The sequence below is a fragment of the Nonomuraea sp. NPDC026600 genome (assembly GCF_040638335.1).
GTDB lineage: Bacteria > Actinomycetota > Actinomycetes > Streptosporangiales > Streptosporangiaceae > Nonomuraea.
In genome coordinates this window covers 163,920-181,520 of record NZ_JBEZYD010000023.1, presented here as the reverse complement: position 1 = coordinate 181,520, position 17,601 = coordinate 163,920, and the positions used below count along the sequence as shown (strand labels likewise).

The following is a 17,601-nucleotide window of genomic DNA, read 5'->3' as shown; positions in this document are numbered from 1 at the left end:
AAGAGGTTATGGAGGCTTCGCTATGGCGATCAGCGTGATGGAGACCAGGGACAAGACATCGTCGGCGGTGATGCCGTCCCTGTTCGTAGTGATGTGGAGCAGCGCCTTCATCGCGGGGGTGATCGGCGTCGGGTCGGCGCCGCCGCTACTGCTGACGTTCGCCAGGTTCGCGCTGGCGGGGCTGCTGCTGGGCGGGTTCGCGCTGGCCGTGCGGGCGCCGTGGCCGCGCGGGCGGCGGCTGGCGCACGTGATGGGGTCCGGGATCTTGGTCCAGGCGGTGCAGTTCGGTGCGTTCTACTCGGCGATCGGCCTGCACGTGCCGGCCGCGGTGGTGGCGCTGGTGCAGGGCCTGAACCCGGTGGTGATCGCGCTGGTGGCGGGGCGGCTGCTGGGTGAGCGGGTGAGCCCGCGCCAGTGGCTGGGCTTCGGGCTCGGCGCGGCCGGGGTGGGGCTGGCGGTGGCGGACCGGTTGAGCTTCTCGCTCGCCGGCGTGGCGTTGTGTGTGGTCGGGCTGCTGGCGTTGAGCCTGGGCACGGTCTACCAGAAGCGGTTCGCCGGGGACATGGACGTGCGGACGGGCACCGCGACGCAGTTCCTCGTCAGCGCGCCGCTGGTGGGGCTGGCCTCGCTGGTGTTCGAGACGCCGCGGGTGACGGACTGGGGCGCGTTCTCCGGCGCCGTGGGCTGGCTGGTGCTGGTCAACTCGATCGGCGCGTTCCTGCTGCTCAACACCATGCTGAAGAACGCGCCCGCGAGCCGGGTGAGCACGATGTTCTTCCTCACCCCGTCGGTCACCGCGGTGATGGCGTGGCTGTTCGTCGGGCAGTCGCTGCACCCGCTGGCCGTCGCGGGCCTGGCGGTCGGCGGCGCCGGAGTGCTGCTGGCGAACCGGCGCTGAGCCTCAGGCCCACTCGACGCCGGCCCTCAGGCCCACTCGACGCCGGTCCTCAGACCGGCTTGGCGCCGGTCCACGGCACCCCGGCGCGGGTCTCCGGGGTCTCGATGCGGAAGCGGGGCAGGGACTCGGGGAAGTTCTCCCTGACGTAGGACACGAGATGTTCGCGTACGTCGCACTTGAGGTCCCAGGCGGAGGGCGAGTCGGCGGCGCTCATCAGCGCCCGCAGCTCGACCAGCCCGTTCGGCAGCACGTCGGTGACCTGGAGCGTCCATTCCTTCTGGTCCCACAGCGGGTTTTCCTGGATGTAGCGGTAGAGCTCCTCGCGCAGCTTGTCGACCGGCACCGACCAGTCGACGCGCAGGAACACCACGGCGAGGACCCGGCTGCCGTGCCTGGTCCAGTTCTCGAACGGGTTCTGGGTGAAGTAGGAGACGGGCAGGACCATGCGGCGCTCGTCCCACAGGCGCAGCACGACGTAGGTGAGCGTGAGCTCCTCGATCCTGCCCCACTCGTCGTTGACCACGACCACGTCGTCGAGACGGAGCGCGTCGCTGAAGGCGAGCTGGAGCCCGGCCAGCATGTTGCCGATGGTCGGCTGGGCGGCGATGCCGACGATGGCGCCCGCGATGCCCGCCGAGGCGAGCAGCCCGGCGCCCAGCGCCCGGACCTGCGGGAAGGAGAAGAGCATGGCGCCGACCGCCACGACGACGATGGTCACCGCGGCGACCCGGCGGACCAGCCCGATCTGGGTCATGATCCGCCGTGCCCGGCGGTTGCGCTCCCCCTGGACGAGGACCAGCCGGTCCAGGACGACGTCGGTGAGGGCGTAGTTGGCCTGGATGATCAGCCAGGTGACGCAGGCGATGGTGACCAGGCCGAGCACCCGGTCGATCGTGGCGCCGAGCTCGCGCTGGCGGACGGCCTCGCCGAGCATCCCCGGCGAGAACACCAGGTTGGCCGCCACCACGACCCCCACCGAGTACGCCGGCCAGGTGCAGTGCTCCACCAGGTGCCGGGCGAGCCGCCATTTCCGGCCCGCCTTGACCAGCAGCCGCCTGACCACCTCCACCACGAGAATGGCGCCCGCCACTGAAATGGCGAGGATGAGCCAGTCGGTCGGCGACTGCACGTTCATGCCCCCAATGTCTTAAAAAGCCTCATCAAAGGTCACATTGCCCTCAACAGCCACTTGGTATGCGGACACCCGCCGTTCGAAGAAATTGGCCAGCTCCTGCACGTCCTGCAGCTCCATGAAAGCGAACGGGTTGGCCGTGCCGTACCTCTGGGGCAGCCCGAGCCGGGCCAGCCGCTGATCGGCGACGTATTGGAGGTATTCGCGCATCTGCTCGACGCTCATGCCGGGCATGCCGTCGCCGCACAGGTCGCGGGCGAAGGCCAGCTCGGCGGCGACGGCCTCCTCTATCATGCGGATGACCTGCTCCCCCAGCTTGTCGTCGAACAGCTCGGGCTCCTCGGCCCGCACGGTGTCGACCACGCTGAAAGCGAACTCCATGTGCATGGACTCGTCGCGGAAGACCCAGTTGGTGCCGGTGGCCAGCCCGCCGAGCAGGCCCCGCGACCGGAACCAGTATACGTAGGCGAACGCGCCGTAAAAGAAGAGCCCCTCGATGCAGGCGGCGAAGCAGATCAGGTTGAGCAGGAACTGCCGCCGCTCGTCCGCGGTCTCCAGCCGCCGGAGCCCGTTGATCGAGTCGATCCACTGGAAGCAGAACTCCGCCTTGTCCCTGATGGACGGGATGTGCTCGACGGCGCCGAACGCCTTGACCCGCTCCTCCAGGTCGGGCAGGTACGTGTCGAGCAGCGTCAGGTAGAACTGCACGTGCACGGCCTCCTCGAACAGCTGCCTGCTGAGGTACAGGCGGGCTTCGGGAGCGTTGACGTGCTGGTAGAGGTTGAGCACGAGGTTGTTGGCCACGATGGAGTCGCCGGTGGCGAAGAAGGCGACCAGCCGGTGGATCAGGTGGCGCTCCTGCGGCGTCATCTTGGCCAGGTCGGCGAGGTCGGAGTGCAGGTCCACCTCCTCGACGGTCCAGGTGTTGCGGATGGCGGCGCGGTAGCGCTCATAGAATTCCGGATAACGCATGGGACGCAGGGTCAGGTCCATGCCGGGATCGAGCAGCATTGCGGAGGTCTCCGTTCGAGGGGGCTACTGGCAGGCTTCGCAGGTTTCCGGGTTCTCCAAGGAGCAGGCGACGGCGTCGGCGTTGACCGCGACCGTCGTCTGGGCGATCCGGGTGGCCGGGCGCGAGCGCAGGTAGTAGGTGGTCTTCAGACCCTGCTTCCAGGCATAGGCGTACATCGAGGACAGCTTCCCGATCGTCGGGCTGGCCATGAACAGGTTCAGCGACTGCGACTGGTCGATGTACGGCTGCCGGGCGGCGGCCAGGTCGATGAGCGCCTTCTGCGGCAGCTCCCAGGCCGTGCGGTAGAGAACCTTGAGCTCGCTGGGGATGCCGGGGATGTCCTGGATCGAGCCGTCCGCCCGCTTGAGGTCGTCGCGCATCCGCTGCGTCCACAGCCCGCGAGCCTGCAGATCGGCCACCAGATAGCGGTTGACCTGGAGGAACTCACCCGACAACGTCTCGCGCTTGAACACGTTGGACACCTGCGGCTCGATGCACTCGTAGCAACCGGCGATGGAGGCGATCGTCGCGGTCGGCGCGATGGCGACCATCAGCGAGTTACGCAGCCCGGTCGTGGCGATCTTCGCGCGCAGCGCGTCCCAGCGCGGCGACCCGGCGGCGCCGTAGTGATCGGGGTGCAGGACGCCGCCCGCCGCCCTGGTGTCGTCGTACGACGGGTGCCGGCCGCGCTCGACGGCCAGGTCGGCGGAGGTGTCGTAGGCGGCCAGGGCGATCTCCTCGGCGACGCGCGTGGACAGGCCCAGCGCCTCGGGCGAGTCGAACGGCAGCCTGAGCGCGAAGAACACGTCGGCCAGGCCCATCACGCCGAGCCCGATCGGCCGCCAGCGCTTGTTGGCCGCCTCGGCCTCGGGCGTCGGGTAGAAGCCCAGGTCGATGGTCCGGTCCAGGAAGCGCACGGCCGTACGGACGGTCTGGCGCAGCCGGTCCCAGTCGACGCCCTCGGCGGTCAGGTGGGCGGCGAGGTTGATCGAGCCGAGGTTGCACACCGCCGTCTCACCGTCGCTGGTGACCTCGAGGATCTCGGTGCACAGGTTGGACAGGTGGATGACGTTCTCGGGCCTGGCCGTCTGGTTGGAGGTGCGGTTGGCGGCGTCCTTGAACGTCATCCAGCCGTTGCCGGTCTGGGCGAGGGTACGCATCATCCGGCCGTAGAGGGTCCGGGCGGGCAGTTGCCGGGTGTAGCGGCCCTCGGCCTCGTAGGCGCGGTAGGCGCGGGTGAACGCCTCGCCGTACAGGTCGGTGAGGTCGGGGACCTCCTTGGGGTCGAACAGCGACCAGACCTCGTCGGCCTCCACCCGGCGCATGAACTCGTCCGGCACCCAGTTGGCCAGGTTCAGGTTGTGCGTACGGCGGGCGTCCTCGCCCGTGTTGTCGCGCAGCTCCAGGAACTCCTCGACGTCGGCGTGCCAGGTCTCCAGGTAGACGCAGGCCGCGCCCTTGCGCCGGCCGCCCTGGTTGACCGCGGCGACGGAGGAGTCGAGCGTGCGCAGCCAGGGCACGATGCCGTTGGAATGCCCGTTGGTGCCCCTGATGAGAGATCCGCGCGAGCGCACCCGGGTCCACGCGATGCCGATGCCTCCGGCGTACTTCGACAGCCTGGCCACCTGCCCGTAGCGGTCGTAGATCGACTCCAGCTCGTCGCGCGGCGAGTCGAGCAGGAAGCACGACGACAGCTGCGGCCGGCGCGAACCCGAGTTGAACAGCGTCGGCGAGCTCGGCAGGTACGACAGCGTGGACATGAGGGCATAGAGCTCGGCGGCCTCGGCGACCGTCTCCGACAGCCCGCAGGCCACGCGCAGCAGGAAGTGCTGGGGCCGTTCGAGCACCGCGCGCGACTCCGGGTGACGCAGCAGGTAGCGGTCGTAGACCGTACGCAGGCCGAAGTACTCGAAGCGCTCGTCCGCCTCGCCGGAGACGAGCGCGTCGAGCTCGGCGGCGTGGGCGCCGACGAAGGCGGCGAGCGAGTCCTGGATCAGCCCGGCGGCGTGGCTGGCGGCGATGGACTCGGAGAAGGTCCGTACGCCGTGCCCGGCGGCCTCGTCGGCGATCTCCTCGGCCAGGAGCCGGGCGGCGACCCGGGAGTTCGCCGGGTCGGTGATCACCCGGGCGGCGGCCTCCTCGATGGCCAGCCGACGGTCGGCGGTGGCCGATCGCCGGTCAGGAGTGACCGGCCGCTGGTCAGGAGTGACCGGCCGCTGGTCGACGGTGGCCTGCTGCGGATCGACCGTGGCCGGGTGCCGGTCGGCCTCAATGATCTGCGTCACGTGCTCTCTCCTCGCGAGCTCATCCTCGTGAGCGCGCGAGAGCACGGCGGCGCTGGAGTTCCCCGGCCGCGACGCCCCCGGCCCTCCCTCGAGGCCCTGGACACTTCGATGGGCGGAGCCGGGTGGCTCCCCCAACGTCACCGGCAGGTCTTCGGGCTCGCGGGCTTGGTCCCTGACCCAGTACTGGGCCTCCTACTGGCCGTCGCTTCCCGGATCTCTCCAGTGCTCGTGACGGCGGTCGTTCCCGCTCACCGCTGCGGGGCAGCCCCGGAATCGCACCGGGTTCCCTTTTGCTCCGCCCCGAGGGGCGAACCAGCGACGACCAGGATCCTACATCTAGTGGCCCTTCTCGCAACTACCCCAGCATGTTGTGTCAGCCGTATCGAGCATGCCGAGATCGCGGAGCACGGCCCTGGTCCTGCCGATCTCCGAGGCGAGCCACTGTTCGAAGTCGTCGCCGCTGAGCGGGATCGAGGTCCATCCCTCCGCGCGGCAGGCCGCCCGCCAGGCGGCGGACTCCGTGACCTCGTCGCAGAGCCGGATGGCGAAGTCCTTTCTGTCGTCGGTCATCCCCTCGGGCCCGACCGCCGCGCACCAGTCGGCGAAGTCGAGCCGCACCCCGCACTCCAGCAGGCTCGGCGCCTTGACGCCGTCCACCCGGCGCGCGCTGGAGACGGCGAGCACCCGGACCCAGCCCTTGTCGATGGCCCTGCGCCAGTCCGCGAGCGTGCCGGTCGCCGCCGCGGCCTTGCCGCCGAGGAGCGCCGACGTGGCCTCCGCGCTGCCGGGGAAACCGGTGTAGTCGACCTGCCGGGTGTCGGCGCCGAGCCCCTTGGCGATCAGCCCGAACAGCAGATGATCGGGCTCGCCCTGCGGACCGCCCGTCAGCGGCGTACGGTCGGGGTGGGCGAGCAGGTGCGCGCCGAACTGGTCGAAGGTGGCGAACTTGGAATTGGCGGGCACCACCACGACCTCGATCTGCCCGGTGAGCCTGGCCAGCGGCGTGGCGGTGTCGAGCAGCGACAGCCCGTTGTTGAGCTCGGTCGCGGCCAGCGCGGGCAGCCCCGTGACGGTGATCCTGGTGACGGGCGGGGTGCCGGAGACCGGGAAACCCTCCCCGCGGGCGGCCTCGACGAGCGCCCGGGCGACGCGGGCCCAGCGTCCGCCGCCGGGCACGATCGCGAACCGGCCCAGCATGCGGGCCGCGTTGACGGCGCTGCTTCCGAGGTTGCTCTCCGTGCCACACCCTGTCGCGCAGGCCATCATCCCGAGGCCGAGCGCGAAGAACCCCCGTCGGCGCATGGCGTCCCTCCCCTCGCACCCCAGTAGCTACCCCGTGTCACCGACAATTAACTCATTGTCACATATCGGGCACTCGCTACCGGAGATCACGAAAAGTCATGAAAAGCTAGGAGCGCTTCTGGCCGACGCCGACGAGCAGGTACGAGGGCAGCGAGGGCTCGCTGACCAGCCTGGGCCGGTCGGGACGCCAGTCGGGGGCGTGCACCAGGCCCGGCTCGACCAGTTCGAAGTCCCCGAAGAACGCCCGGATCTCCCCCGGGGTCCGGTCGGTGCCGGCCCCGGCCGACGCGGGCCGGTAGAGCGCCGCCGCGCCCTCCGCGAACCGCCCCCGCGAGGTCGCGTGGGTGAGCACCAGATGGCTGCCGGGCGCCACCGCCTCGCGCAGCCTGGTCACCATCTTGCCCGGGTCGTGGACGTCCGGGAGGAAGTGCAGGATCGACACCAGCAGCACGCCCACCGGCTCGTTCATGTCGAGGAAGCGGGCGGCCTGAGCCAGCACCTCGTCGGGGTCGAGCAGGTCCGCCTGGACGAAGACGGCCCGGCCTGCCTCCTCCAGCAGCGCTCTGGCGTGCGTGGCGACGACCGGGTCTCGGTCGACGTAGACGACTTTCGCCGTCGGCGCCACCTCGTGCACGTTGCCCTGGGTCGGCAGCCCGCTGCCCAGGTCGAGGAACTGGCGGATGCCCGCATCCACCAGATAGCGGACCGCACGCTGTAGGAAGGCCCGGTTGGCACGTGCGAGGGGGACGGCTTGCGGGATCAGTGCCGCAAGCCGGTCGATCGCCTCACGGTCGATGGCGTAGTTGTCTGTGCCACCGAGCATGTAATCGTACATTCGTGCGAGATTTGGCGTGTGAGCATGGAACTCGGGCACAGTTTCGATCTTAAGTCCTGCCGGTCCACTTATCACGGGCTATGTGCCTATTGTTGCCGCCGTGTCGTAGCAGTTATTCGACTGTGACGCTCTTAGCCAAATTGCGCGGCTTATCCACATCGCGGTCGAGTGCCACGGCGGCGTGATACGCCAGCAGTTGCAGCGGGATCGTGAGCAGGATCGGGTCGAGCTCGATCTCGTTCTTCGGCACCACGATGACGTCGTCGGCCAGCTTGGCGTCGGGTTCGCGGTGGCCCACCATGAGCACCTTGCCGCCGCGGGCGCGAATCTCGCCGAGCGTGGTGAGGTTCTTGTCGAGCAGTTCGTCGTCGGGGACGATCGCCACCGTCGGCATTTCCGGCCCGATAAGGGCGAGCGGTCCGTGCTTGAGCTCGCTGGCGGGATATGCCTCGGCGTGCACGTACGAGATCTCCTTGAGTTTCTGCGCGCCTTCGCGGGCCACGGGATAACCGCGGACCCGGCCGACGAACATCATGCTCGGATAGTTCGCGTACTTCTTCGCGAGCTCGGCGATCTTGTCGCCCTGCGCCAGGATCTCCTCGATCTGGCCGGGCAGCCTGCGCAGGCCCTCGCAGACGCGGCGGCCGTCGGCGGGCGAGAGGTCGTGCACCCGGCCAAAGTGCAGAGCGAGCAGCGCGAACGCCAGTGACGTGGAGGTGAACGCCTTGGTCGAGGCGACCGAGACCTCGGGCCCGGCGTGCAGGTAGACGCCGCCGTCGACCTCGCGGGCGATGGCGCTGCCGACGGCGTTGACGATGCCGATGACCCGGCCGCCCTTGCGCTTGAGCTCCTGCACGGCCGCGAGCGTGTCGTACGTCTCGCCCGACTGGCTGATCGCGACGTAGAGGGTGTCGGGGTCGACGACCGGATTGCGGTAGCGGAACTCGCTGGCGGGCTCGGCGTCGGCCGGGATGCGGGCCAGCTCCTCGATGAGCTGCGCGCCGATCTGGCCCGAGTAGTACGCGGAGCCACAGCCGATGATCTTCACTCGGCGGAACGAGCGGGTCTCGCGGGCGTCCATGTTCAGGCCGCCCAGGTGGGCGATGTGGAAGCGCTCGTCGAGGCGGCCACTCATGGTGCGCGAGACCGTGTCGGGCTGCTCGGAGATCTCCTTGAGCAGGTAGTGCTCGTAGCCGCCGGTGTCGTAGTGCCCGGCGTCCCAGTCGACGGTCAGCGGCTCCTTGGCGGTCTCGCGCGCGTCGCTGGAGAAGGTGTGGAACCCGTCGGCCTTGAGCACGGCCAGCTCGCCGTCCTCCAGGTGCACGACCTGGCGGGTGTAGCGGACAAGCGCGGCCACGTCGGAGGCGGCGAACATCTCCTTCTCGCCGATGCCGAGCACGATCGGGCTGCCGTTGCGGGCCACCACCACCTCGCCGGGCCGCTCGCTGTCGACCACCGCGATGCCGTACGTGCCGACGATGCTCTTGAGCGCCTTCCTGACGGCCTCCTCCAGCGTGTCGGTCTCCTCGGCGGTACGGGCGATCAGGTGCGCGAGCACCTCGGTGTCGGTCTCGGAGACGAACACCGCCCCGTCGGCGGTCAGCTTGGCGCGCAGCTCGTTGGCGTTCTCGATGATGCCGTTGTGCACGACCGCGATCCGCTCGTCGGTCGACAGGTGCGGGTGCGCGTTGACGTCACTGGGCACGCCGTGGGTGGCCCACCGCGTGTGGCCGATGCCGAGACCGCCCTTGAACCTCGGGGGTACGACCTTCGCCAGGTCGGCGACCCTGCCCTTGACCTTGCGTACCTTGAGTCCCTTGTTGGACACGACGACGCCGGCCGAGTCGTAGCCTCGGTACTCCAGCCGTTGCAGGCCCTCCAGCAGGATAGGCGCCGCATCCTTCGAACCGACATAGGCCACGATTCCGCACATCCGACGCTCTCCTCTGTCCGCTGATATCAGCTTTTATGCTGTTTTGTACGTTTAGCCGTACACGATCCGCCGCAGTTGCCGGAGCGACAGCTCCGGCGGTGCCACCCGGCGCCCGCGCAGCTCCGCGGCGACCCGGGGGAAGATCTCGTCGTTGGTGAGGCCGCGGGACTTCAGCTCGCCGTGCCGCCGCCGGACGAACTCCTCGACCGGCTCGGAGAAGTACGACAGCACGTCGGCGACCACGCGCGCCGCCTCACCGGGACCGAGACCGCTGGTCCTGGCGAGATGGGCGACGAGGTCTTCGTAGGGATGCCGTGCCGGGGACACAGACGAGGACACTACGCAGCCGGGATACGACATGCCAATATCCTGCCCGAAATCGGGCAGGATATGCTCCTACTGCACGATCGAACGGCCCCATCCTCGGCCCAGGCGCCGACAGGCGAAGGCTCCGGCCGCCGCGCCGAGGGCGATGAGCACGGCCGCGGGGCCCGCCGTGCCGGGCACATCACCGCGTATCGCGGCCTGCAGCATGGTCGTCGCCCAGTAGCCCGGCGAGAACGGCGCGATGGCCTGCGCCCACGACGGCATCAGCGCGAACGGCACCAGCGCCCCGCCCAGCGCGCTGACCGACAACGCGCCGATGTTGCAGAGCGTGCTGAGCTCGCCGTGGCTGCGTACCACCGCGGCCAGGGCCGTACCCACGCCGAGCAGGGCGAAGCACCACGCGGCGATGGCCAGCCCGAGCGGCCAGAGCGACCCCGAGGGCCGCATGCCCACCACGAGGACCCCGTAGCCGAGCAGGACGACCTGCTGGGCGGCCAGGATGGCGAAGACGGGCAGGGTCTTGCCGATGATCAGCTCGGGCACGCGCGCCCTGGTCGCCCTGATCCGGTCCCAGGTGTGCCAGACGCGCTCGGTCAGCACTGCTATCGCCACGTCGGCCATCGACAGCACCGAGAACATCACCAGCATCCCGGTGACCACCTGCGCGGGCCGGCCGAGCATCGACTTGAAGACCAGCATGAGCACCATCGGCATCACCAGGTAGCTGACCAGGTGGGCCGGGTCACGCCTGCGGAGCAGCACGTTGTGCCGGACCAGCACCGCGATGCGATGGAACGAGTCACGCGACATGGGACAGCTCCTTGTAGAGGTCGTCGAGCGACGGCTGGCGGATGTCGATGGCGCGTACCGGCCGGTCGAGGCCGCGCAGCAGTTCGGCGAGCGCGGCCGTGGGGTCGGCCGTGGTGACGGCGAGCTCCTCGTCGCCGTCGAGAGTCACCCGCACCTCGCCCGGCAGGCCCTTGAGCAGCTCTTCGCCGGTGCCTCTGGCGATCACCCGGCCGCTCTTGGCGACCGCGATCGTGGCGCCCAGGTCGGATAGTTCGGGCAGGTAGTGGGTGGCGTAGACGACCGTGGCGCCGTTCTTCGCCCGGCGGCGGACGGCCGCCAGCAGGGCGGCTCGCGTCTCGGGGTCGGCGCCGACCGTCGGCTCGTCCAGCAGCAGGACGGCGGGGTCGGCGACCAGCGCGGTGGCGGCCTGGGTGCGGCGCTGCTGGCCGCCGGACAGGATGCTCACCCGCCGATCGAGCTCGCCCGTCAGCAGCATCTCCTCGGCGATCCGGTCGATGGCCCCCTTGAGCGCCGTGCGGCGGAGCCCGGCCAGTCCACCGAAGAAGCGCAGCGTCTCGCGGACGGTGACGCCCGGGTAGAGCGCGAGCTGCTGCGGCGCCACCCCCACCTGACCCTTGATCACGATATTTCCGGCCTCGGGGCTGAGGAGACCCGAGGCGATCTCGAAGAACGTCGTCTTGCCCGCGCCGTTGTGGCCGACCAGGCCCGCGATCTCCCCCGGCGCGACGTCCAGGCAGAAGCCGTCCAGCGCGGTCACCTCATGGAAGCGCTTGACGAGTCCCGTCGCCTTGAGCATGTCCCCTGCCTCTCTCCGGTCTACGTTGTAGACTGCTCTACAGCGTAGACTGACGCGGTGCGGAAACTCAAGACCGAACGGCAACCGGAAATCCTCGACGCCGCCCTCGCGATCGCCGACGAGCACGGGCTCGACGCCCTGACCATGCGAGCGGTCGCCGAGCGCATGGGCGTGACACCCATGGCCATCTACGGATATTTCCGCAACAAGAATGAGTTGCTGGACGGGCTCGTCGGGCGGTTGCTGATGAGCCTCCCGCAGGCCCTGCCCGGCGAGTCGTGGGATCAGCGGCTCGGCGCGTTCGCCTGGGCCACCAGGCGGCTGGCCCGCGATCATCCCGGCGTCTTCCCGCTGCTGTTCGCCCGGCCCTCGGTCACGCCGGACGCGGTCGCGGTGGTGGACCTGATCTACCAGGCGCTGATCGACGCGGGTGTGCCCGACGCCGACGTGCCGAGGATCGAGCGCCTGATCACCACGTTCGTGCTCGGTTTCGCAACGTCCGAGGCCAACGGGCGGTTCTCGGCGTCCGGCGACGGCATCCGGTCACGCCGGGCCCGCAGCGACTTTCCCGCGCATCAGCGGCTGATGGCCCATCTCGACTCGCCGACCGACCTGGACGCCGAATTCGCCGCCGACCTCGACGACCTCGTCCGTATCATCCGCCCCGTCTGACACACCCCTATCAGGGAATGGTTACGGTGAGTAGCGTCGCCGTTCCTTTTCGTGGGGGTCGCCATGTTGCTGTGGGTCGTCGTCGGTCTCACCGCGTCCGCCGTCGCCGTTCCTGGACTGCCGAGCCAAGACGGCCGGGGGCCTCAGGCTGACGTGGGACATCGGACCGACTTGAGACGCCAGGCCGACGTGGGGGGTCAGGCCGACTTGAGGCGTCAGGAGGACTTCGCGGCGGCGGCGCGGGAGTTCGGGGTGCCGGAGAGCGTGCTGCTGGGCGTGTCGTACCTGGAGTCCCGGTGGGACGCGAACGCCGGGGCGCCCAGCGTGGCCGGAGGTTACGGGCCGATGCACCTCGTGGACGCGCCGCTGCGGCTCGCGCAGCGGCTCACCGGGCTGCCGCCCGCACGACTGCGTACCGACCCCGCCGCGAACATCCGAGGCGGCGCCGCCCTCCTCGCCTCTTACCAGCGACGGCCCAGCGCGAACCCCGCCGATTGGTACGACGCGGTCGCGCGCTACTCGGGCGCGCCCGGCCCGCACGCGGCTCGCGCCTTCGCCGACGAGGTGTTCGCGGTGCTCCGCACCGGAGCCGCCCGCCACACGGACGACGGACAGCCGGTACGACTGGCGGCCATCCCCGCCCTCTTCCCACCCACTCCCCCCAACCCTCTCCACCCCCGCCCTCTCGGCCCCAGCCTTCTCACCCCCAGCCCTCTCGACCCAGACGCGAGCTATTCGGCAGCCCGCGTAGCGGACAGAGCCCCTTCAACATCACCCGAAACCGATAGAGATCCCTCAGCCTCCGAAACCGACGCGCAGGACCCAGCGCAGCCCGTTCCCGACCAAACGCAGCCCGCAGCCAACCCGGCGCCGCCCCCGGCAGACCAGACACGCCCCGCAGCCGACCCGGCGCGACCCACGACCGACCCGGCGCGGCCCGCAGCCGACCAGACACGGCCCACGGCCGGCTCGGGGCGGTCCGCCGGTCTGACGCAGCTCGCATCCCAGGGAGACCCATCGCCGCCCCCCGAGACGGACGCGGACCGGCCGGCGGCACGCGATGGCCACGCGAGTTCCCCCACCCCGCCCAGAAACCCGAACATCGAATGCCCTGCCTCGCTGGCCTGCGAGTGGATGCCCGCCGCCTACAAACGCACCGACACGGGCGGCTACGGCAACCACGACACCCTGAACCACACCAGACGCATCGACTACATCGTGATCCACGACACCGAGGGCACCTACGCGGGCGTCCCGTCGATGGTGCACGACCCCAAGTACGTGAGCTGGCACTACACGATCCGCTCCAGCGACGGTCATGTCGCCCAGCACGTACGTACGAAGGACATCGCCTGGCACTCCGGCAACTGGGACGTCAACGCCCGCTCCATCGGCATCGAACACGAGGGCTACCTGGCCAAAGGCGGCACCTGGTACACCGAGGCCATGTACATCGCGTCGGCCAAACTCGTGAAATATCTGGCCGCCCAACACCACATTCCACTCGACCGCGCACACATCCTCGGCCACGACAACGTACCGGGCTCGAACCCGACAACCGTCGCGTCCATGCACGAGGACCCGGGCCCGTACTGGGACTGGGCACACTACTTCGACCTGCTGGGCAGCCCCCTCAAAGCGGCCAAGAAGGGCACGTCAGTCATCATCCGCCCCAGCTACGACGCCAATCAGCCGCAATTCACCGGCTGCACGGCCAAGTCCGGCAAGTCCGGTAAGTCCTGTCCCCCGCACGGAGCCTCCACGGTGTGGCTGCGCACGGAGCCCCGCGAAGACGCCCCGCTGGTCGACGACATCGGCAAACGCGTCGGCAAACCCAGCACGTACAGCGTCTACGACCACAGCGCCCGCGCCTCGACCGGCCAGCGATACGCCGTGGCGGGCAGGGCGGGCGACTGGACGGCCATCTGGTACCTGGGCAGCAAGGCCTGGTTCTACAACCCCGCCTCCGCCCCCACCGCCCTGCCGGCGAGAGGCCCGCTGGTCACTCCCCTCAGGAAGCACGTCAAGGTGTACGGCCTCGCCTACCCCGGACAACCCGCGTATCGCCGCAGGGGCGTCACCTACCAGGCCCCGACCCCGCTCGACTACGTCATCCAGCCCGGCCAGTACTACTCGCTCGGCCTCACGCTGCACGGCACCTACCAGGCGGCGGGCTCCTTCAACCCGGCCGGGCACGTCATGGTCAGGGGCAAGGCCCGCTACCACCAGATCCAGTTCGGCCACCGGGTCATGTACGTCATGGCCAAGGACGTCCGCGTGACCCGCTGAATCTCACCCGCACGTCCGCTCACCGCACACGTGCACTCTCCGAAGGCGATATGGTTTTCCCGTGGCCGGTCATCGCCGGAAACACGCGGAAGTGGCTCAGTGGTAGAGCATCACCTTGCCAAGGTGAGGGTCGCGGGTTCGAATCCCGTCTTCCGCTCGGAGTTCAATCTCCTGGTGGAGTGGCCGAGAGGCGAGGCAGCGGCCTGCAAAGCCGTCTACACGGGTTCAAATCCCGTCTCCACCTCGGTCGCCGGACAGCGGACCCTCCCGGGTCCGCTAAAGTTAAAACGTAGCGCCACGCGGAAGTGGCTCAGTGGTAGAGCATCACCTTGCCAAGGTGAGGGTCGCGGGTTCGAATCCCGTCTTCCGCTCGGAGTTTCTCCAACTCGACAAGGACGATTAGCTCAGCGGGAGAGCGCTTCCCTGACACGGAAGAGGTCACTGGTTCAATCCCAGTATCGTCCACCACCACAGCCCCAGCTCACCTGAGTCTGGGGCTGCTTGTTGTACCGGGTGCTATTGCGACTCCAGCACAGAGTGCCGACGGCTGTAACCGAAGTACACGATCAGCCCGAGCACGAACCAGACGACGAACCGCAGCCACGTGACCGGCTCCAGAAAAGTGATCAGCCAGAGGCTGAAGATCACCCCGACGGCCGGCACCACCGGCATTCCCGGCGTCCTGAACGAGCGGGGCAGGTCGGGCTGCCGGTAGCGGAGCACGATCACCGCCACGCAGACGACCACGAACGCCAGCAGGATCCCGATGTTCGTCAGCTCGGCCGCCTCCCGGATGGGCAGGAACCCGGCGATCGCCGCCGAGGCGACGCCCACGATCCAGGTGACCCGCGACGGCACCCGCCGCACCGGGTGCAGTTTGGCGAACCACTGCGGCAGCAGCCCGTCCCGGCTCATCGCGAACCAGACCCGGGTGACGCCGAGCATGAAGGTGAACATGACCGTGAGGATGCCCACGATCGCCCCCACCGCGATCACGGACGCCAGCCCGGACAGCCCGACCGAGGCGAACGCCGAGGAGAAGCCGCTCTCCGGGTCGATGTCCCGGTAGTTCTGCATGCCGGTGAGCACGAGTGTGGCCAGCACGTACAGCACCATGGAGATGATCAGCGAGTAGATGATCGCCTTCGGCATGTGCCGCCGCGCGTCCCGCGACTCCTCGGCCGCGGTGCTCATCGCGTCGTAGCCGAACACCGCGAAGAACACGGTGGCGGCCCCGGTGATCGCCCCGCTGATCCCGAACGGGAAGAAGGGGTGGTAGTTGGCGGGGTTGATGTGCAGGGAGCCGACCACGATCACCAGCAGCACGACGGCGATCTTGATGGCCACCACGAACGTCTCGAACCTGGCCGCGGCTTTGATGCCGAGGTTCAGCAGGAAGGCGATGAGCAGGCACAAGACCACCGCGAACAGGTCCACCACGTGCCCCGCGCCGGTGCCGGGCGAAGCATCCACGCGGGCAGCCGGAACCCGAACTCCTGGACGAGGAAGCCGAAGTAGCCGGAGATGCCGATGGCCACGACCGCGACGATCGCGGTGTACTCCAGCAGCAGGTCCCAGCCGATGAACCAGCCGACGATCTCCCCCAGGACCGCGTACCCGTAGGTGTAGGCGGATCCCGCCTTCGGGATCATTCCGGCGAACTCGGCGTACGAGAGCGCCGCGGCGGCGCTGGCGACCCCGGCGATGAGGAACGACACGAGCACGGCCGGTCCGGCGGTCTGGTTGGCGACCGCACCGGCCAGGGCGAAGATCCCCGCCCCGATGATGCCGCCCACGCCGATGGCGGTGAGCTGCCACAGACCGAGTGACCTGGACAGTTCGCCCTCGTGTTCGGTGGCGATCTGCTCCACCGGTTTACGCCTGAAGACGCCTCGCGAAGTGACCATGACGCCCCCCTTGACTGATTGTCGGCCCCGTGCGTCCGGTCTTCCCGCACAGGGCGTCCTTAAGCCCACGCGCCGAAGCCTTGGAGGTCGCCGGGCCGTACATGGTTGTCGATTCACGTACTGTCCGCGAGCGCTTGGTCAAATGGGCGCCACGCGGTCTAATGACGGGTGTGAGCTCTCGCGGAGTGGTGCCGCTGGAGCTTGATCGTTGGCGCCTTGTGGAGGACAGATGACCGCATCGGCGGTGGACATCCTGGCGAACATCGACTTATTCGCCGACGACCAGCGTGAGCATCTCCTCGCGGCGCTGGCCGTCGCGCGCGAGGAATGCCCGGTCGTGCACACGCACAGCGACGGTGGCTACTACCTGGTCACCCGCTACGAGGATGTCCGCACGGTCTGCCTGCGACCGGCGATCTTCAGTTCGGCGCAGCCGGGACTGCGCGGCGTACCGGTCCGCCTGATCCCGCTGGACGTCGACCCGCCGGATCACCGCCAGTACCGCAGGCTCCTCGACCGGTACTTCTCGCGCTCCTTCCTGCTCCGCTACGAGGAGCAGTTACGCGAGATCGCCCGGGACGCCATAGCGGGATTCATCGGCGACGGCCGGATGGAGATGGCGCGTGACTACTCGGTGCCCTTCATCGCCGGGTCACTGGCCCGCGTCGTCTTCGCCACCGACGATTTGGAGCTGATGAGCCGGGGGGTGGCGGCGGTCAAGCGGTGTGCGTTGGAGAGCACGCCCGAGACGTTCGAAGCGGTCGCCCTGCTCGCGATGGAGGCGGTCGCCAAGGCAGGCGACCGGCCGGCGGATGACCTGAATGTCCTCGGCGCCCTGGCCGGGGCGAGCATCGACGGGCGGCCCCTGACCGCCGGGGAACGAGTGGCGATCGTCACCACGCTGCTGCTCGGCGGCCTGGACACGACGCGCGGCGCGATCGTCAACATCGCCTACCATCTGGCCACCCGCGAGGATGTCGAGCCGGTCCTGCGGACCCCGGATTGGTGGCGCGGGCCGCTGGATGAGTTCCTGCGCTTCGAGACGACCGTGGCGTTCATGGCCCGTACGGTGACTCAGGACACCGAACTCGCCGGGACCCCGTTGAAACCGGGAGATCGGGTCGTCGTGCAGTTCTACTCGGGCAATCGCGATGCCGCGCGCTTCGACCGCCCCGACGAACTGGTCTTCGACCGGCACCTCAACCCGCACCTGACGTTCGGGGCGGGCGTGCATCGCTGCCTCGGCCAGCACTTCGCCCGGATCCAACTGATGATCGCCTTCGAGGAACTGCTCAAGCAGGCGACGAACTTCCGGCTCGAGGAGGGCGCCGACATCCCGCGTCAGGCCGGCGTGCCCTTCGGCAGTCCTGCCGAGCTGCACCTGACCTTCGACCGGCGCTGAG

15 protein-coding genes, 4 tRNA genes and 1 riboswitch are annotated in these 17,601 nt (G+C 69.1%); of the genes, 8 read left to right on the top strand and 11 right to left on the bottom strand.

The genetic code is table 11. The annotated features are described in order from the left end of the window. Positions 1–22 precede the first annotated feature (22 nt). On the top strand, positions 23–898 hold the full coding sequence (locus AB0F17_RS40510; protein ID WP_358034304.1) for an EamA family transporter: 876 nt from the start codon (positions 23–25) through the stop codon (positions 896–898). 49 nt (positions 899–947) lie between these two features. Here the strand turns inward: AB0F17_RS40510 and AB0F17_RS40505 are convergent, their stop codons facing one another. The 9 genes from AB0F17_RS40505 to AB0F17_RS40465 all read right to left on the bottom strand — a co-directional run bounded on the left by AB0F17_RS40505 (position 948) and on the right by AB0F17_RS40465 (position 11,330). After that, positions 948–2,033 (bottom strand): mechanosensitive ion channel domain-containing protein, encoded by a 1,086-nt coding sequence (locus tag AB0F17_RS40505; RefSeq protein WP_358034302.1) that lies wholly within the window; start codon positions 2,031–2,033, stop codon positions 948–950. A 12-nt stretch (positions 2,034–2,045) separates the two neighbouring features. Continuing rightward, positions 2,046–3,041 carry a ribonucleotide-diphosphate reductase subunit beta gene (locus AB0F17_RS40500; protein WP_358034300.1) on the bottom strand — a complete coding sequence of 332 codons (996 nt, stop codon included), beginning with the start codon at positions 3,039–3,041 and terminating at the stop codon, positions 2,046–2,048. Positions 3,042–3,065: 24 nt separating this feature from the next. Next, positions 3,066–5,327 (bottom strand): ribonucleoside-diphosphate reductase subunit alpha, encoded by a 2,262-nt coding sequence (locus tag AB0F17_RS40495; RefSeq protein WP_358034297.1) that lies wholly within the window; start codon positions 5,325–5,327, stop codon positions 3,066–3,068. A gap of 124 nt (positions 5,328–5,451) precedes the next feature. Further along, positions 5,452–5,659: riboswitch (cobalamin riboswitch) on the bottom strand. A 4-nt stretch (positions 5,660–5,663) separates the two neighbouring features. Continuing rightward, the gene (locus tag AB0F17_RS40490) at positions 5,664–6,629 is read right to left on the bottom strand and encodes a tripartite tricarboxylate transporter substrate-binding protein (RefSeq protein WP_358034294.1); all 966 of its coding nucleotides are present in this window, start codon (positions 6,627–6,629) and stop codon (positions 5,664–5,666) included. A 106-nt stretch (positions 6,630–6,735) separates the two neighbouring features. Continuing rightward, a complete protein-coding gene (locus tag AB0F17_RS40485) occupies positions 6,736–7,503 on the bottom strand; it encodes an SAM-dependent methyltransferase (RefSeq protein WP_358034292.1) in 768 nt (255 codons plus the stop codon). A gap of 73 nt (positions 7,504–7,576) precedes the next feature. Beyond that, a complete protein-coding gene (glmS, locus tag AB0F17_RS40480) occupies positions 7,577–9,397 on the bottom strand; it encodes a glutamine--fructose-6-phosphate transaminase (isomerizing) (RefSeq protein ID WP_358034289.1) in 1,821 nt (606 codons plus the stop codon). Between the two features lie 51 nt (positions 9,398–9,448). Next, entirely contained in the window at positions 9,449–9,757 is a 309-nt protein-coding gene (locus AB0F17_RS40475) for a hypothetical protein (protein WP_358034286.1), read from the bottom strand. Positions 9,758–9,793: 36 nt separating this feature from the next. Continuing rightward, positions 9,794–10,534 carry an ABC transporter permease gene (locus AB0F17_RS40470; protein WP_358034283.1) on the bottom strand — a complete coding sequence of 247 codons (741 nt, stop codon included), beginning with the start codon at positions 10,532–10,534 and terminating at the stop codon, positions 9,794–9,796. Then, on the bottom strand, positions 10,524–11,330 hold the full coding sequence (locus AB0F17_RS40465; RefSeq protein WP_358034280.1) for an ABC transporter ATP-binding protein: 807 nt from the start codon (positions 11,328–11,330) through the stop codon (positions 10,524–10,526). The genes AB0F17_RS40470 and AB0F17_RS40465 overlap by 11 nt, the downstream gene beginning before the upstream one ends. A gap of 57 nt (positions 11,331–11,387) precedes the next feature. On the opposite strand from AB0F17_RS40465, the gene AB0F17_RS40460 reads away from it, so the two are divergent. The 6 genes from AB0F17_RS40460 to AB0F17_RS40435 all read left to right on the top strand — a co-directional run bounded on the left by AB0F17_RS40460 (position 11,388) and on the right by AB0F17_RS40435 (position 14,759). After that, the gene (locus AB0F17_RS40460; protein ID WP_358034277.1) at positions 11,388–12,002 is read left to right on the top strand and encodes a TetR/AcrR family transcriptional regulator; all 615 of its coding nucleotides are present in this window, start codon (positions 11,388–11,390) and stop codon (positions 12,000–12,002) included. 207 nt (positions 12,003–12,209) lie between these two features. Then, positions 12,210–14,291 carry an N-acetylmuramoyl-L-alanine amidase gene (locus AB0F17_RS40455; RefSeq protein ID WP_358034273.1) on the top strand — a complete coding sequence of 694 codons (2,082 nt, stop codon included), beginning with the start codon at positions 12,210–12,212 and terminating at the stop codon, positions 14,289–14,291. Positions 14,292–14,376: 85 nt separating this feature from the next. Next, positions 14,377–14,448: transfer RNA gene (locus AB0F17_RS40450), tRNA-Gly, on the top strand. Positions 14,449–14,464: 16 nt separating this feature from the next. Further along, positions 14,465–14,535 (top strand) — tRNA-Cys (locus tag AB0F17_RS40445). 55 nt (positions 14,536–14,590) lie between these two features. After that, a tRNA-Gly gene (locus AB0F17_RS40440) sits at positions 14,591–14,662 on the top strand. A gap of 22 nt (positions 14,663–14,684) precedes the next feature. Next, positions 14,685–14,759: transfer RNA gene (locus AB0F17_RS40435), tRNA-Val, on the top strand. 48 nt (positions 14,760–14,807) lie between these two features. Here AB0F17_RS40435 and AB0F17_RS40430 read toward each other — a convergent pair. Both AB0F17_RS40430 and AB0F17_RS40425 read right to left on the bottom strand, forming a co-directional pair. After that, positions 14,808–15,764 (bottom strand): amino acid permease, encoded by a 957-nt coding sequence (locus AB0F17_RS40430; RefSeq protein ID WP_358034271.1) that lies wholly within the window; start codon positions 15,762–15,764, stop codon positions 14,808–14,810. After that, positions 15,680–16,198 (bottom strand): amino acid permease, encoded by a 519-nt coding sequence (locus tag AB0F17_RS40425; RefSeq protein WP_358034269.1) that lies wholly within the window; start codon positions 16,196–16,198, stop codon positions 15,680–15,682. Before AB0F17_RS40425 ends, AB0F17_RS40430 begins: the two co-directional genes overlap by 85 nt. Before the next feature lie 229 nt (positions 16,199–16,427). On the opposite strand from AB0F17_RS40425, the gene AB0F17_RS40420 reads away from it, so the two are divergent. After that, a complete protein-coding gene (locus AB0F17_RS40420; protein WP_358034266.1) occupies positions 16,428–17,600 on the top strand; it encodes a cytochrome P450 in 1,173 nt (390 codons plus the stop codon). The last annotated feature ends 1 nt before the right edge of the window (position 17,601 follow it).